This is a genomic window from Streptomyces sp. CB01249 (assembly GCF_001905735.1).
Taxonomy (GTDB): Bacteria; Actinomycetota; Actinomycetes; order Streptomycetales; family Streptomycetaceae; genus Streptomyces.
Window position 1 is genome coordinate 49,294 of sequence record NZ_LISW01000006.1, and the last position, 11,977, is coordinate 61,270.

An 11,977-nucleotide genomic window follows, 5' to 3' on the forward strand; every position below is an offset into this window, starting at 1 on the left:
CGCGAGGCTAGCAGGCCGCCGGAACCGCTCCCACACCGACCGTGGCGAGACGTCCGTCTCAGTGACTGGGCAACCGGGAAAAGGAGCGTGCGCGACCCCGTAATGTGGACGCCGTGACCGTGAACGCCAATACCTCCGTCGCCGGTGGCAACACCTGGCGAGACCTTCCCGCGGCGCAGCAGCCCGAGTACCCCGACTCCGAGGCCCTGCGCGATGTACTCGCGGACCTCGCGTCGTATCCGCCGCTCGTCTTCGCGGGCGAGTGCGACCAGCTGCGTGCCCGTATGGGAGCCGTCGCCAAGGGCGAGGCGTTCCTGTTGCAGGGCGGCGACTGCGCCGAGGCCTTCGACGCCGTGTCGGCCGAGCACATCCGGGCGAAGCTCAAGACGCTGCTCCAGATGAGCGCCGTCCTCACCTACGCGGCCTCCGTGCCCGTCGTCAAGGTCGGCCGGATCGCCGGCCAGTACTCCAAGCCGCGCTCCAAGCCGACCGAGACCCGCGACGGCGTGACCCTGCCGACCTACCGCGGCGACTCCGTCAACGGCTTCGCCTTCACCGAGGCCGACCGCGTCCCCGACCCCGAGCGCCTGAAGCGGATGTACCACGCGTCCGCCTCCACGCTGAACCTCGTGCGCGCCTTCACCACCGGCGGTTACGCCGACCTGCGCCAGGTGCACGCGTGGAACCAGGACTTCGTGAAGTCGTCCCCGTCCGGCCAGCGCTACGAGGCCCTGGCCCGCGAGATCGACAACGCGCTGAACTTCATGAAGGCGTGCGGCACCGACCCCGCCGAGTTCAAGGCCGTCGAGTTCTACGCCTCGCACGAGGCGCTGCTGCTGGACTACGAGACGGCGCTGACCCGCACCGACTCGCGCACCGGCCACCTGTACGACACCTCGGGCCACATGGTGTGGATCGGTGAGCGCACCCGCCAGATGGACGGGGCGCACATCGAGTTCGCCGCCCGGGTCCGCAACCCGATCGGGATCAAGCTCGGCCCGACGACCACCGTGGACGAGGCCCTGGGCTACATCGAGCGCCTCGACCCCGAGCGCGAGCCCGGCCGGCTGACCTTCATCGTCCGGATGGGCGCCGACAAGGTCCGCGACAAGCTGCCCGAGCTGGTCGAGAAGGTCACCGCCTCCGGCGCCACCGTCGCCTGGGTGACCGACCCGATGCACGGCAACACCTTCGAGGCGGCCTCCGGCCACAAGACGCGCCGCTTCGACGACGTCCTGGACGAGGTCAAGGGCTTCTTCGAGGTGCACAAGGGCCTCGGCACGCACCCCGGCGGCATCCACGTCGAGCTGACCGGCGACGACGTCACCGAGTGCGTCGGCGGCGGCCACGAGATCTTCGTGGACGACCTCCACCAGCGCTACGAGACGGCCTGCGACCCCCGGCTCAACCGCAGCCAGTCGCTCGACCTGGCCTTCCTCGTCGCCGAGATGTACCGCGACCAGTAAGGGCCGCGGCAGGCAGCACCGTACGACTGTGGGGCACGGATCGATGTGATCCGTGCCCCACAGGGCGTTCCGGGGCTTTTACCGCCCTCGCGCGACGGGTAAGGTTAGGTTAGCCTCACCGATCATCGGGGCGGCGCCCACGACCCGTCCCCGCCCGGGAGGTGAACCGCATGTACGTCTGCTCGTGCTTCGGCGTTACGGAGCAGCAGGTCAAGGACCATGCGGCGGCCGGGGCCTGCACGCCCCGCCAGATCGCCTCCGCCTCGAAGGCCGGCACGGACTGCGGCGGCTGCGTCCGCACCATCCAGGCGATGCTCGGCCGGGGCGCCTGCCCGCGCCGCGAGCTCCTGGAACGGAAGCAGACGCCCGTCACCGCCACCGCTCCGGTGGAAGGGCTCCCCGAAGCCGCCTGAGCGCGGTCAGCTCTCCGGCTGCTCGATGAGCTGCGCGATGTACAGCGGCTCGCCCAGCTTCTCGACCAGGTCGAGCTGGGTGTCGAGATAGTCGATGTGGTGCTCCTCGTCCTCGAGGATCGACTCGAAGATGTTCGCCGAGGTGATGTCGCCCTTGTTGCGCATCAGCTCGATCCCGCGCTTCAGGCGGTCGATCGCCTCGACCTCGACCTGCCGGTCGGCCTGGAACATCTCGGTGACCGTCTGGCCGACCCGTACATGGAACAGCCGCTGGTAGTTCGGCAGACCGTCGAGGAAGAGAATGCGGTCGGTCAGGATCTCCGCGTGCTTCATCTCGTCAAAGGATTCGGCACGCGTGTATTTCGCCAGCTTCGTCCAGCCGAAGTTGTCCTGCATCTTCGCGTGCAGGAAGTACTGGTTGATGGCAGTCAATTCGGCGGTCAGCTGTTCATTCAGGAACTCGATGACCTCGGGGTCGCCCTGCATCGCAGAGGCTCCTTCCAACCGGTGAACTGGGCACGTTGGCGGCATCCTTGCACCGGACCCGCTGACCGTCCAGTAAGTGCACGCTTAGTACGAGTTGCCCGAATCGCCTCTGCCCTGGTCACGACCACCCCCGCCTGTCTGTCACCATGGAGTCATGGGTCAGCCGGAAAGCCGGGAACACCGCGCGTCAGAGCAGTCCGAGCTTCCGCCGGGCCAGCGGCTGCAGCGTGGGTGGCCGGTGACCCACTACGGGCCCGTCCCCAAGTTCAAACCGGAACGCTGGGAATTCCGCGTCTTCGGTGCGACCGCCGACGGTGAGAAGCACTGCTGGAACCACGAGGAATTCTCGGCGCTGCCGTTCTCCTCGGTCGTCGCCGATCTCCACTGCGTCACGAAATTCAGCATGCTGGGTGCCGAGTGGGGCGGTGTGCTCGCGCGCGACGTGGTCGCCCTCGCGCCGCCCGCACCTCAGGTCACGCATGTGATGGTCTGGGCCGAATACGGCTTCAGCTCCAACCTCCGGCTGGACGACTTCCTCACCGACCGGACCCTGTTCGCCACCCACAAGGGCGGCGAACTGCTCACCGCCGAACACGGCTTCCCGCTCCGGCTCGTCGTCCCCCATCTGTACGCGTGGAAGGGCCCCAAGTGGGTCCGGGGCATCGAGTACATGACCGCCGACCGCCGCGGCTTCTGGGAGGAGCGCGGCTACCACAACATCGGCGACCCCTGGCAGGAGCAGCGCTACTCCTACCAGGAGGAGCCCGGGGACGGTCCCGAACTCTGAACCGGGCGCTGGACCCGCGCTGAACCGGCCGCCTCAGCCGCCGTCGCGCAGCGCCTGGAGCCGGGCCACGTCCGCCGCGTGGCCCTCCTTGCCGCCCGGTGTCTCGATGACCAGCGGCACGCCCTCGGTGGCCGGGTGCGTGAACAGCTCGCGGAACGGCTCCTCGCCGATGTGGCCCGAGCCGATGTTCTCGTGCCGGTCCTTGTGGGCGCCGGAGACGTCCTTGGAGTCATTGGCGTGGATGAGCTTCAGGCGGCCCTTGCCGACGGTCTCCACCAGCAGGTCGAGCGTCTCCTTCATCCCGCCGGGCCCGGCCAGGTCGTGCCCGGCCGCGAAGATGTGGCAGGTGTCCAGGCAGACCCCGAGCTTCGGGTGGGCGTCCAGCGCCTCGAAGTACGGGCCGAAGTCCCAGGTCCGCGAGCAGAGCGAGGAACCCTGCCCGGCGGTGGACTCCAGCAGCAGGAACGGGTCGTCGTCGTGCGTCAGCTCGTCCAGCAGCGGCCGCATGTGCGTCCGCACCTGGGCCAGCGCCTCCTCGCGGGGCCGCCCGCCGGTCGCCGACCCCGTGTGCACCACGACGCCCAGCGCCCCGATCTCACGGGCCCGGCGCAGCGAGTGGCGCAGCGACTCCACGGACCGCTCCACCGTCGCCGGGGTGTGCGAGCCGAAGTTGATCAGATACGGGGCGTGCACGTACGCCGGTACGGACTCGGCGGCGCACTGCTCGCGGAAGAGGGCGTCCTGCGCCGGATTCCCGGCCGGGGTGGCCCAGCCGCGCGGGTTGGCGACGAAGACCTGGACGGCCTCGGCGCCCATCTCGCGGGCGTAGGGGAGGCCGACCTTGGCGAGACCGCCGGCCACGGGGACGTGGCCGCCGACGGGGTTGCGCATACGGATCTCTACAGTCCCTTGGTCTTGATGGTGATGGTGCTGCCCTCGGGGGCCCGGTCGCCGCCGTCCACGGACTGGCCGGCGACCTTGTCGCTGAAGGAGAGGAAGCCGCGGTCGACCTTGACCTCGAAGCCCGCCGCCTCCAGCTCGTCGCGGGCGTCGTCCACGTTCTTGCCGACCACGTCCGGCACGCCGACCATCCGTGGACCGGAGGAGATGGTCAGTGTCACGGTGTCGCCCTCGGCCGCCTCCTCACCCTCCTCCGGTGACTGGACGGCGACGTCGCCCTCGTCCTCCGGCGAGTGCACCCGGCCGGGCTTCACCTTCACCTTCAGGCCCTCGTCGGCCAGCGTGTCGGTGGCGTCGTCGACGGAGAGCCCGGTGACGTCCGGGACGTCGATGCGGCTGCCCTTGGAGACGACGATCGCGACCGCCGAGTCCGGGTGGCGGTCGGTGCCCGCCTCGGGGTCCGTACGCACCACCTCGCCGGCCGCCACGTCGTCGTTGAACTCTTTGGTGACCATGCCCGGGAGCAGGCCCGCCTTGGTCAGCCGCTGCCTGGCGTCGGCGAGCCGGTCGCCCGCGACGTCGGGCACCTGGACGATCTCGGGGCCGCGCGAGACGACGAGCGAGACCGAGCCGTTGCCCCTGATCCGGGCGCCGGACTTGGGGTTGCTGCGGATCACCTTGCCCCGGTCCACGGTGTCGCTGAAGGCCCGCTCCACGCCCTTCAGCTCCAGGCCGGCGCCGGAGAGCCGCTCCTTGGCCGTCTTCTCGGTCTGGCCCAGCAGCGAGGGGACCTTCGTGAACTGCCCGGAGTTGATGTACCAGACGCCGCCGCCGACGCCCAGGACGACGAGGACCGCCAGGACCGCCGCGATCAGCCCGCGCCGGGCGCCGCCGAGCGGCCCGGTCCGGCGCGGCCGCTGCGGGGGCGGGGGCGGAGGCATCTCCAGCCGGCTGGTGTGGTGGGCGGTGCCCAGGTCCTTGGGCAGGACCCGGGGGATCACCGTCGTCCGGGCGTCGGAGCCCTCCGCCCCGCCGTCCGGGCCGGGCTCCGGCAGGGCCTGCGGCGGTACGGCGTCGAGCTGCGCGTCCGTGAGGGCGGCGCGCGTCCGGCGGGCCCCGGCGAGCAGCGCCACCGCGTCGAACGGGCGGGCCTCCGGGTCCCGGGCGGTGGCGCTCGCCACCAGCGCGTCCAGCTCGGGCGCGAGACCGGGGACGACGGCGGACGGGGGCGGCACGTCCTCGTGCAGATGCTGGTAGATGACCTGGGCGGGGGACTCCCCGTCACGCGGCTTGGCGCCGGTCAGCATCTCGTACAGCACGACCCCGCAGGCGTACACGTCGGCGCGGGTGTCCGCCGTGCCGTGCTCGATCTGCTCCGGGGCCAGGTACGAGACGGTGCCGAGGATCGTCCCGGTGGTGTTCGTGACCGTGTCCACGGCCCGGACCAGGCCGAAGTCGGCGACCTTGACCCGGCCGTCGTCCCCGATCAGCACGTTCTCCGGCTTCATGTCGCGGTGCACGAAGCCCGCCCGGTGCGCCGCGCCGAGGGCGGCGAGGACCGATTCCAGGATGTCCAGCGCGGCCCGGGGCCGGAGCGCGCCGCGCTCGCTCAGCACGTCGCGCAGTGTGCACCCGGCGACGTACTCCATCGCCAGGTAGACGTACTGACCCTGGGCGCCCTGGTCGAAGACCCCGACCACGTTGGGGTGGGCGAGATGCGCCACCGACTTGGCCTCGCGGATGAAGCGCTCGACGAACGAGGCGTCGGTCGCCAGCGCCGGGTGCATCACCTTGAGGGCGAGCACCCGGTCGAGCCGCGTGTCCATGGCCCGGTAGACCGTGGCCATGCCGCCCACGGCGATGCGGGCATCGACGCGGTAGCGGCCGTCGAGCAGCTGCCCGACGAGGGGGTCCTGGAGGGTCGTATCCACCATGCGAGTCTACGAGCCGCCGCGGACAGGCCCGCCGCGGTGGGGCGAACCCGGGGCAGGACTGAAGCCGAGCCGTGACAGGCGCGTGTCAGAACGCCGGCCGCTCCGGATCGAGCACCGCCCGCCCGGCCACCGGCGACGACGCCTCCGCGAAGTGGCGGCGCGGGATGCGCCCGGCCCGGTGCGCGAGCCGCCCGCCCTCCACCGCGTGCCGCATCGCGGCGGCCATCAGCTCCGGCTCCTGGGCCCGGGTCACCGCCGAGGCGAGCATCACCGCCGAGCAGCCCAGCTCCATCGCGAGCGCCGCGTCCGACGCGGTCCCGGCACCGGCGTCCAGGATCACCGGCACCCCGGCCCGCTCGGTGATCAGCTGGAAGTTGTGCGGGTTGCGGATGCCCAGGCCCGAGCCGATGGGGGAGCCGAGCGGCATGACCGCCGCACACCCCACGTCCTCCAGCTTCCGGGCCAGGACCGGGTCGTCGTTGGTGTACGGCAGCACCGTGAACCCGTCGTCCACCAGGATCTCGGCGGCGTCCAGCAGCTCGACCGGGTCGGGCAGCAGCGTCCGCTCGTCGGCCACCACCTCCAGCTTCACCCAGTCCGTGCCCAGCGCCTCACGGGCCAGCCGGGCGGTGAGCACGGCCTCCCCGGCGGTGTAGCAGCCGGCGGTGTTCGGCAGCACCCGGATGGACAGCTTCCGCAGTACGGAGAGCACCGAGCCCTGCACGGTCGGGTCGAGGCGGCGCATCGCGACGGTGGTCAGCTCGGTGCCGGACGCGATCAGCGACCGCTCCAGCACCTCCAGGCTGGGCGCCCCGCCCGTGCCCATGATCAGCCGGGAGGTGAAGTCGGTGCCGCCGAGGGTGAACAGGTCGTCGGACATCGTCAGCCCCCCTGGACCGCGGTCAGGACCTCGACCCGGTCGCCGTCGGCGAGCGCGGCGGCGGGCCACTGGCCGCGCGGCACCACGGTCTCGTTGAGCGCGGCGGCCACCCCCGCCGTCGCGTCGGTCAGCGTCCCGACGAGGACGTCCAGGGTGGTGCCCGGCGCGACGGCGGCCGGGGCGCCGTTCACGGACACGGTGAGCGGGGTGGGCTCGGTCATGCGGGCTGCTCCTGGGGTGCGGGGACCGGGGCGAACCGGCCGGGGGAGAAGGGGCGGGCCGCCTCGGGCAGCTCACCGTCGGCCAGCAGCGACGCCATGGCGTCCCCGGTGACGGGGGTGAGCAGCACGCCGTTGCGGCCGTGGCCGGTGGCGAGATGGAGGCCGGGCAGCGCGGTGCGGCCGAGCAGCGGGGCGTTGTCGGGGGACGCGGGGCGCAGACCGGCGCGGGTCTCGGTGAGCGGCAGCTCGGTGATGCCGGGCACCAGCTCGTGGGCGTCCCGCAGCAGCTCGTAGACCCCGCCCGCGGTGACGGTGGTGTCCCAGCCCATCTCCTCGGTGGTGGCGCCGATGACCAGCTCACCGTTCTCGCGCGGTACGAGATAGACCTGGCTGCCCCGGACCACCGCGCGCACGGTGCGCGAGAGGAAGGGGGCGTACGCCGGGGGCACGGTGAGGCGCAGCACCTGGCCCTTGACCGGGCGCACCGGCGGCAGGACATGGGCGGGGACCCCGGCCAGCCGGCCGCTGAGGCTGCCCCCGGCGAGCACGACCTGTCCGGCGGCCACCTCCGTACCGTCGTCGAGCACGGCGCCCACGGCCCGGTCCGCGACCACGGAGAGGCGGTCGGCGTGGCGGCGGTGGAAGACCACTCCGGTCCGTTCGCAGGCGGTGAGCAGCGCGGCGGCGAGGCGGCGCGGGTCGACCTGGTGGTCGCCGTCCACCCGGAGACCGCCGCGCACGCCCGGGGCGAGCATCGGTTCCAGGCGGCGGCACTCGCGCCCGGTCAGCCACTCCGACTCCAGGCCCGAGCGGCGTTGCAGGTCGTGGAGCTCGCGCAGATGGGCGCGGTCGTCCGCGTCGAGCGCGACGGCCAGGGTGCCGCAGCCGCGGAAGCCGATGTCCTGCCCGCTCGCCTCCTCCAGCTCGGCCGTGAACGACGGATAGCGCCGGGCCGAGGCGAGGTTGAGCCCGAGCAGCATCTCCTCGCCATAGTGCAGTTCGGTGACCGCGGCCAGCATCCCGGCCGCGACCCGGGCCGCTCCGCCGCCCGGCTCGGGGTCGGCGAGCGCGACGGCCAGACCGCGCCGGGCGGCCCGCCAGGCGGTCACGAGACCGATGATGCCGCCCCCGATGACGAGGACGTCGGACCCTTCGGTGGGATGGGTGCGCATGGGCGTCCAGCCCCTCCCTTCGCCGGCATGACCCGGATCAGGTTCGTACGGTCGGAGGCCGTCCAGCCTCCCTCTCAGCCCGGTGCGTCCGGGCTCCCGCGTGTCTTACGGTGGCCAGCCTAGACCCCGGCCCGCGGACCGGGTAGGGAGGGCCGGGGGAGGGGGCGCCCTTTCCTGATGACTCGTCAGCTACGTAAGGTGGACAGGTGAGCGAGCAGCAGCGGGCAGAGCGGACGGAACGCCGGGTCGTCGTCGCGGGCGCGGGCATGGCGGGTGTGCAGACCGCTGTCGCCCTGCGGGAGCAGGGCTTCACCGGCCCCGTCACACTGATCGGCGCCGAACCCCACCAGCCCTACGACCGGCCCCCGCTGTCCAAGGCGGTGCTGCTCGGCAAGGCCGAGGAGTCCGCCTTCGACATCGACTTCGAGGGGCTGGACATCGCGATGCGCCTGGGCTGCGAGGTCACCGGGGTCCGCGCCGCCGACCACGAACTCGATACCTCCGAGGGCCCGGTCCCCTACGACGTCCTGGTCCTCGCCACCGGCGCCGAACCCGTCGCCCTGCCCGGCTCCGCCGGGGTCCCCGGCGTCCATCTGCTGCGCACCCTGGACGACGCGGCCCGGCTGCGCCCCGTCCTCGAAGCCGGGCACCCCGTCGTGGTCGTCGGCGCCGGGTGGATCGGCGCCGAGTTCGCCACCGCCGCCCGCGCCGCCGGCTGCGAGGTCACCGTCGTGGAGGCCGCGGACCGCCCGCTGGCCGGTGCCCTGCCCGCCGAGGTCGCCGCCCCCATGGCCGCCTGGTACGAGGAGAGCGGCGCCCGGCTCCTCACCGGCGCCCGGGTCGCCCGCGTCGAGCCCGGCACGGTGGTCCTCGCCGACGGGCGCACCCTCCCGGCCGGTGCGGTCGTCGTCGGCATCGGCGCCCACCCCGCCACCGGCTGGCTCGCCGGTTCCGGCATCGCGCTCGGGCCCGAGGGCTCGGTGACCGCCGACGCGGCGCTGCGCACCTCGCTCCCCGATGTGTACGCGGTCGGCGACTGCGCCTCCTTCCCCTCGGCCCGCTACGGCACCCGCCTGGTCGTCCACCACTGGGACAACGCCCTCCAGGGGCCCAGGACCGCCGCCGCCCACATCGCGGCCGAGGGCGCCGACATCCCGCCGTACGATCCCGTGCCCTACTTCTGGTCCGAGCAGTTCGGCCGGTTCGTGCAGTACGCCGGGCACCACGCGGACGCGGACACCCTGCTGTGGCGCGGCGACCCGGCCGAGCCCGCCTGGTCGGTGTGCTGGCTGCGCGACGGCGCCCTGGTCGCGGTGCTCGCGGTGAGCCGCCCGCGCGACCTGGCCCAGGGTCGCCGGCTCATCGAGTCGGGGGCCCGGCTCGACGCGGACCGGGCCGGCGACCCCGCCGTAGCGCTCAAGGCGGCGGTCCTGCCGTAGCGGCGTGGACCTGAAGGGCCGAGTCCGGGTTTCGGCTGTCAGTCCGGGATGGCAGGCTTGTCCCGTGACCGAGATTGACGCAAAGACCGATGCACTCGTCCCCGCCTGGCTCCACCTGCCCGACATCGCGGAAATGCTCGATGTCGAGGTGACGCGTGTGCGGCAGCTGGTCAAGGAGGGCCAGCTCATCGCCGTACGCCGTGGGGAGAACCGGACGCTTCAGGTGCCCGCCGCCTTCATCGACGGCGACAAGGTGGTCAAGGGCCTCTCCGGGACCCTGACGCTCCTGAAGGACGACGGCTACTCCGACGAGGAGATGCTCGAATGGCTCTTCACCCCCGACCCGTCCCTGCCGGGCACGCCCGCGCAGGCACTGAGTGAGAATCGCGGCACGGAGGTGAAGCGCCGCGCCCAGGCGCTCGCCGTCTGACCGACCGGGAAGCGGGCCGCATCGCGCGAGCGGGCGGCCCGCTTCCTCGCGCCGCACCACCGATCCACCGTTACCGTCTCCCCGGGGGAACCGCACCATGTCCACGCCTCGCGCGCAGCTGTCCGACGCCCGTCTCTACCTGTGCACGGACGCGCGCAGGCGCCAGGGCGACCTGCCCGACTTCCTCGACGCGGTCCTCGCCGGCGGGGTGGACATCGTCCAGCTCCGCGACAAGGGCATGGAGGCGGGCGAGGAGCTCGACCACCTCGCAGTCTTCGCGGACGCCTGCAAGCGGCACGGCAAACTCCTCGCCGTCAACGACCGGGCGGACGTGGCCCACGCCATCGGCGCCGACGTGCTGCACCTGGGCCAGGGCGACCTGCCGGTGCCCGCGGCCCGCGCGATCATCGGCGCCGAGCCGGTCATCGGCCGCTCCACGCACGCCGAGGCGGAGGTCGACGCCGCCGTCACCGAGCCCGGCGTGGACTACTTCTGCACCGGCCCCTGCTGGCCCACCCCCACCAAGCCCGGCCGCCACGCGCCCGGCCTGGACCTCGTGCGCTACGCCGCCTCGCTCGCCCCGGCCCGCCCCTGGTTCGCCATCGGGGGCATCGACGCGGACAACCTCGACCAGGTGCTGGACGCCGGGGCCCGCCGGATCGTCGTCGTACGGGCCCTGACCGAGGCGTCCGATCCGGGCGCCGCCGCCGCTGAGCTGGCACGACGGGTCCGCGAGCGCGCCGGAGCCTGACGGGGGACGGCCGCCGCCGGAGGGGCGGCCCGGGACCGGGCCGGGGCGGGTCTGGGACGAATCTGTCCGAAGGATGGACAAGAATCAGTCAATTCCGGCAAATGACTCCGGTTCGGTTGGGGGGCCGCCCCGCCCTGGTTAACCTGCCCGTATGGCCCTTGGTACACCTTCCACCAGGACAGATCACGCGCGCACCGTGCGTGAGATGCTCGCGACCGGCGCGACCTCGTACTCGTTCGAGTTCTGGGCGCCCAAGACCGAGAAGGGCGAGCGCAACCTGTGGAACGCGCTGCGCCGGGTCGAGGCCGTCGCCCCGAGCTTCGTCTCGGTGACGTACGGAGCCGGCGGCTCCACCCGCTCCGGCACGGTGAAGGCCACCCAGGACATCGCCGCCGAGTCCACGCTCACCCCGGTCGCGCACCTCACGGCCGTCGACCATTCGATCGCCGAACTGCGCAACATGGTCGGCCAGTTCGCGGACGCCGGCATCCGGAACATCCTCGCCCTGCGCGGCGACCCGCCGGGCGACCCGATGGGCCCCTGGGTCGAGCACCCGCAGGGCGTGAAGTACGCGGCGGACCTGGTCCGGCTGATCAAGGAGGCCGGCGACTTCTGCGTGGGCGTCGCGGCGTTCCCCGAGCGGCACCCGCGCTCCGACGACTGGGACACCGACATCCGCCACTTCGTGGACAAGTGCCGGGCCGGCGCCGACTACGCGATCACGCAGATGTTCTTCGATCCGGAGGCCTATCTCCGGATGCGTGACCGGGTGGTCGCGGCGGGTTGCGAAACCCCGATCATCCCCGAGGTCATGCCGGTCACCAGCGTCCGGCAATTGGAGCGATTCCCCCAGCTCAGCAACGCGACCCTGCCCGACGAGCTGAAAGACGCCATCCTCGCCGCCAAGGACGACCCCGCCGCTGTACGCTCCATTGGCATCGACTTCGCAACGCGGTTCTGCGCGAAGCTGCTCTCCGAGGGCGTGCCCGGACTGCACTTCATCACGCTGAACAACTCGACTGCGACGCTCGAGATCTACGAGAATCTCGGACTGCACAAGCAGTCGTGACCGGCCGTACCCGCCACCAACCGGGGCGG

General features: G+C 72.4%; 13 protein-coding genes and 1 riboswitch. Of the genes, 7 read left to right on the plus strand and 6 right to left on the minus strand.

Annotation, left to right across the window (positions count from 1 at the left end):
- The first annotated feature begins 119 nt into the window (after nucleotides 1-119).
- Nucleotides 120-1,466 carry a class II 3-deoxy-7-phosphoheptulonate synthase gene (locus tag AMK18_RS25085; protein ID WP_026171698.1) on the plus strand — a complete coding sequence of 449 codons (1,347 nt, stop codon included), beginning with the start codon at nucleotides 120-122 and terminating at the stop codon, nucleotides 1,464-1,466.
- Nucleotides 1,467-1,636: 170 nt separating this feature from the next.
- Nucleotides 1,637-1,879: a (2Fe-2S)-binding protein gene (locus tag AMK18_RS25090; RefSeq protein WP_018104421.1), complete on the plus strand. Its 243-nt coding sequence runs from the start codon at nucleotides 1,637-1,639 to the stop codon at nucleotides 1,877-1,879.
- Between the two features lie 6 nt (nucleotides 1,880-1,885).
- Here AMK18_RS25090 and bfr read toward each other — a convergent pair whose 3' ends face one another.
- On the minus strand, nucleotides 1,886-2,365 hold the full coding sequence (gene bfr, locus AMK18_RS25095) for a bacterioferritin (protein WP_018104422.1): 480 nt from the start codon (nucleotides 2,363-2,365) through the stop codon (nucleotides 1,886-1,888).
- Nucleotides 2,366-2,519: 154 nt separating this feature from the next.
- Between bfr and AMK18_RS25100 the strand changes: the two genes are divergently transcribed.
- Nucleotides 2,520-3,152 carry a sulfite oxidase-like oxidoreductase gene (locus AMK18_RS25100; protein WP_073864589.1) on the plus strand — a complete coding sequence of 211 codons (633 nt, stop codon included), beginning with the start codon at nucleotides 2,520-2,522 and terminating at the stop codon, nucleotides 3,150-3,152.
- Nucleotides 3,153-3,185: 33 nt separating this feature from the next.
- On the opposite strand, the gene AMK18_RS25105 is transcribed toward AMK18_RS25100, so the two are convergent.
- The 5 genes from AMK18_RS25105 to thiO form a co-directional block, all read right to left on the minus strand.
- Nucleotides 3,186-4,043, minus strand: a complete 858-nt coding sequence (locus AMK18_RS25105; protein WP_073864590.1) for a deoxyribonuclease IV — start codon at nucleotides 4,041-4,043, stop codon at nucleotides 3,186-3,188.
- Nucleotides 4,044-4,051: 8 nt separating this feature from the next.
- Complete coding sequence (pknB, locus tag AMK18_RS25110; protein ID WP_198957087.1) at nucleotides 4,052-5,983, minus strand: Stk1 family PASTA domain-containing Ser/Thr kinase; 1,932 nt, start codon at nucleotides 5,981-5,983, stop codon at nucleotides 4,052-4,054.
- A gap of 88 nt (nucleotides 5,984-6,071) precedes the next feature.
- Nucleotides 6,072-6,866: a thiazole synthase gene (locus tag AMK18_RS25115; protein WP_018104426.1), complete on the minus strand. Its 795-nt coding sequence runs from the start codon at nucleotides 6,864-6,866 to the stop codon at nucleotides 6,072-6,074.
- Nucleotides 6,867-6,868: 2 nt separating this feature from the next.
- Nucleotides 6,869-7,087, minus strand: coding sequence for a sulfur carrier protein ThiS (thiS, locus tag AMK18_RS25120; protein WP_073864592.1), 219 nt, complete (start codon nucleotides 7,085-7,087; stop codon nucleotides 6,869-6,871).
- Complete coding sequence (gene thiO, locus AMK18_RS25125; protein WP_073864593.1) at nucleotides 7,084-8,259, minus strand: glycine oxidase ThiO; 1,176 nt, start codon at nucleotides 8,257-8,259, stop codon at nucleotides 7,084-7,086. Before thiO ends, thiS begins: the two co-directional genes overlap by 4 nt.
- A riboswitch (TPP riboswitch) is annotated at nucleotides 8,257-8,369 on the minus strand. Its footprint overlaps the gene before it by 3 nt.
- 96 nt (nucleotides 8,370-8,465) lie before the next feature.
- On the opposite strand from thiO, the gene AMK18_RS25130 reads away from it, so the two are divergent.
- The 4 genes from AMK18_RS25130 to metF all read left to right on the plus strand — a co-directional run bounded on the left by AMK18_RS25130 (nucleotide 8,466) and on the right by metF (nucleotide 11,948).
- A complete protein-coding gene (locus AMK18_RS25130) occupies nucleotides 8,466-9,698 on the plus strand; it encodes an NAD(P)/FAD-dependent oxidoreductase (RefSeq protein WP_073864594.1) in 1,233 nt (410 codons plus the stop codon).
- Nucleotides 9,699-9,762: 64 nt separating this feature from the next.
- Nucleotides 9,763-10,128 carry an Rv2175c family DNA-binding protein gene (locus AMK18_RS25135; protein WP_018104430.1) on the plus strand — a complete coding sequence of 122 codons (366 nt, stop codon included), beginning with the start codon at nucleotides 9,763-9,765 and terminating at the stop codon, nucleotides 10,126-10,128.
- A gap of 97 nt (nucleotides 10,129-10,225) precedes the next feature.
- Entirely contained in the window at nucleotides 10,226-10,879 is a 654-nt protein-coding gene (gene thiE, locus AMK18_RS25140) for a thiamine phosphate synthase (RefSeq protein WP_073864595.1), read from the plus strand.
- Between the two features lie 151 nt (nucleotides 10,880-11,030).
- A complete protein-coding gene (gene metF, locus AMK18_RS25145; RefSeq protein WP_051083948.1) occupies nucleotides 11,031-11,948 on the plus strand; it encodes a methylenetetrahydrofolate reductase [NAD(P)H] in 918 nt (305 codons plus the stop codon).
- The last annotated feature ends 29 nt before the right edge of the window (nucleotides 11,949-11,977 follow it).

What these genes read in the sequence shown, in the direction of transcription:
- AMK18_RS25090 (WP_018104421.1), top strand. Translation starts at nt 1,637, where the DNA reads ATGTACGTCTGCTCGTGCTTCGGCGTTACGGAGCAGCAGGTCAAGGAC.
- bfr (WP_018104422.1), bottom strand. Translation starts at nt 2,365, where the DNA reads ATGCAGGGCGACCCCGAGGTCATCGAGTTCCTGAATGAACAGCTGACC.
- AMK18_RS25100 (WP_073864589.1), top strand. Translation starts at nt 2,520, where the DNA reads ATGGGTCAGCCGGAAAGCCGGGAACACCGCGCGTCAGAGCAGTCCGAG.
- AMK18_RS25105 (WP_073864590.1), bottom strand. Translation starts at nt 4,043, where the DNA reads ATGCGCAACCCCGTCGGCGGCCACGTCCCCGTGGCCGGCGGTCTCGCC.
- AMK18_RS25115 (WP_018104426.1), bottom strand. Translation starts at nt 6,866, where the DNA reads ATGTCCGACGACCTGTTCACCCTCGGCGGCACCGACTTCACCTCCCGG.
- thiS (WP_073864592.1), bottom strand. Translation starts at nt 7,087, where the DNA reads ATGACCGAGCCCACCCCGCTCACCGTGTCCGTGAACGGCGCCCCGGCC.
- thiO (WP_073864593.1), bottom strand. Translation starts at nt 8,259, where the DNA reads ATGCGCACCCATCCCACCGAAGGGTCCGACGTCCTCGTCATCGGGGGC.
- thiE (WP_073864595.1), top strand. Translation starts at nt 10,226, where the DNA reads ATGTCCACGCCTCGCGCGCAGCTGTCCGACGCCCGTCTCTACCTGTGC.
- metF (WP_051083948.1), top strand. Translation starts at nt 11,031, where the DNA reads ATGGCCCTTGGTACACCTTCCACCAGGACAGATCACGCGCGCACCGTG.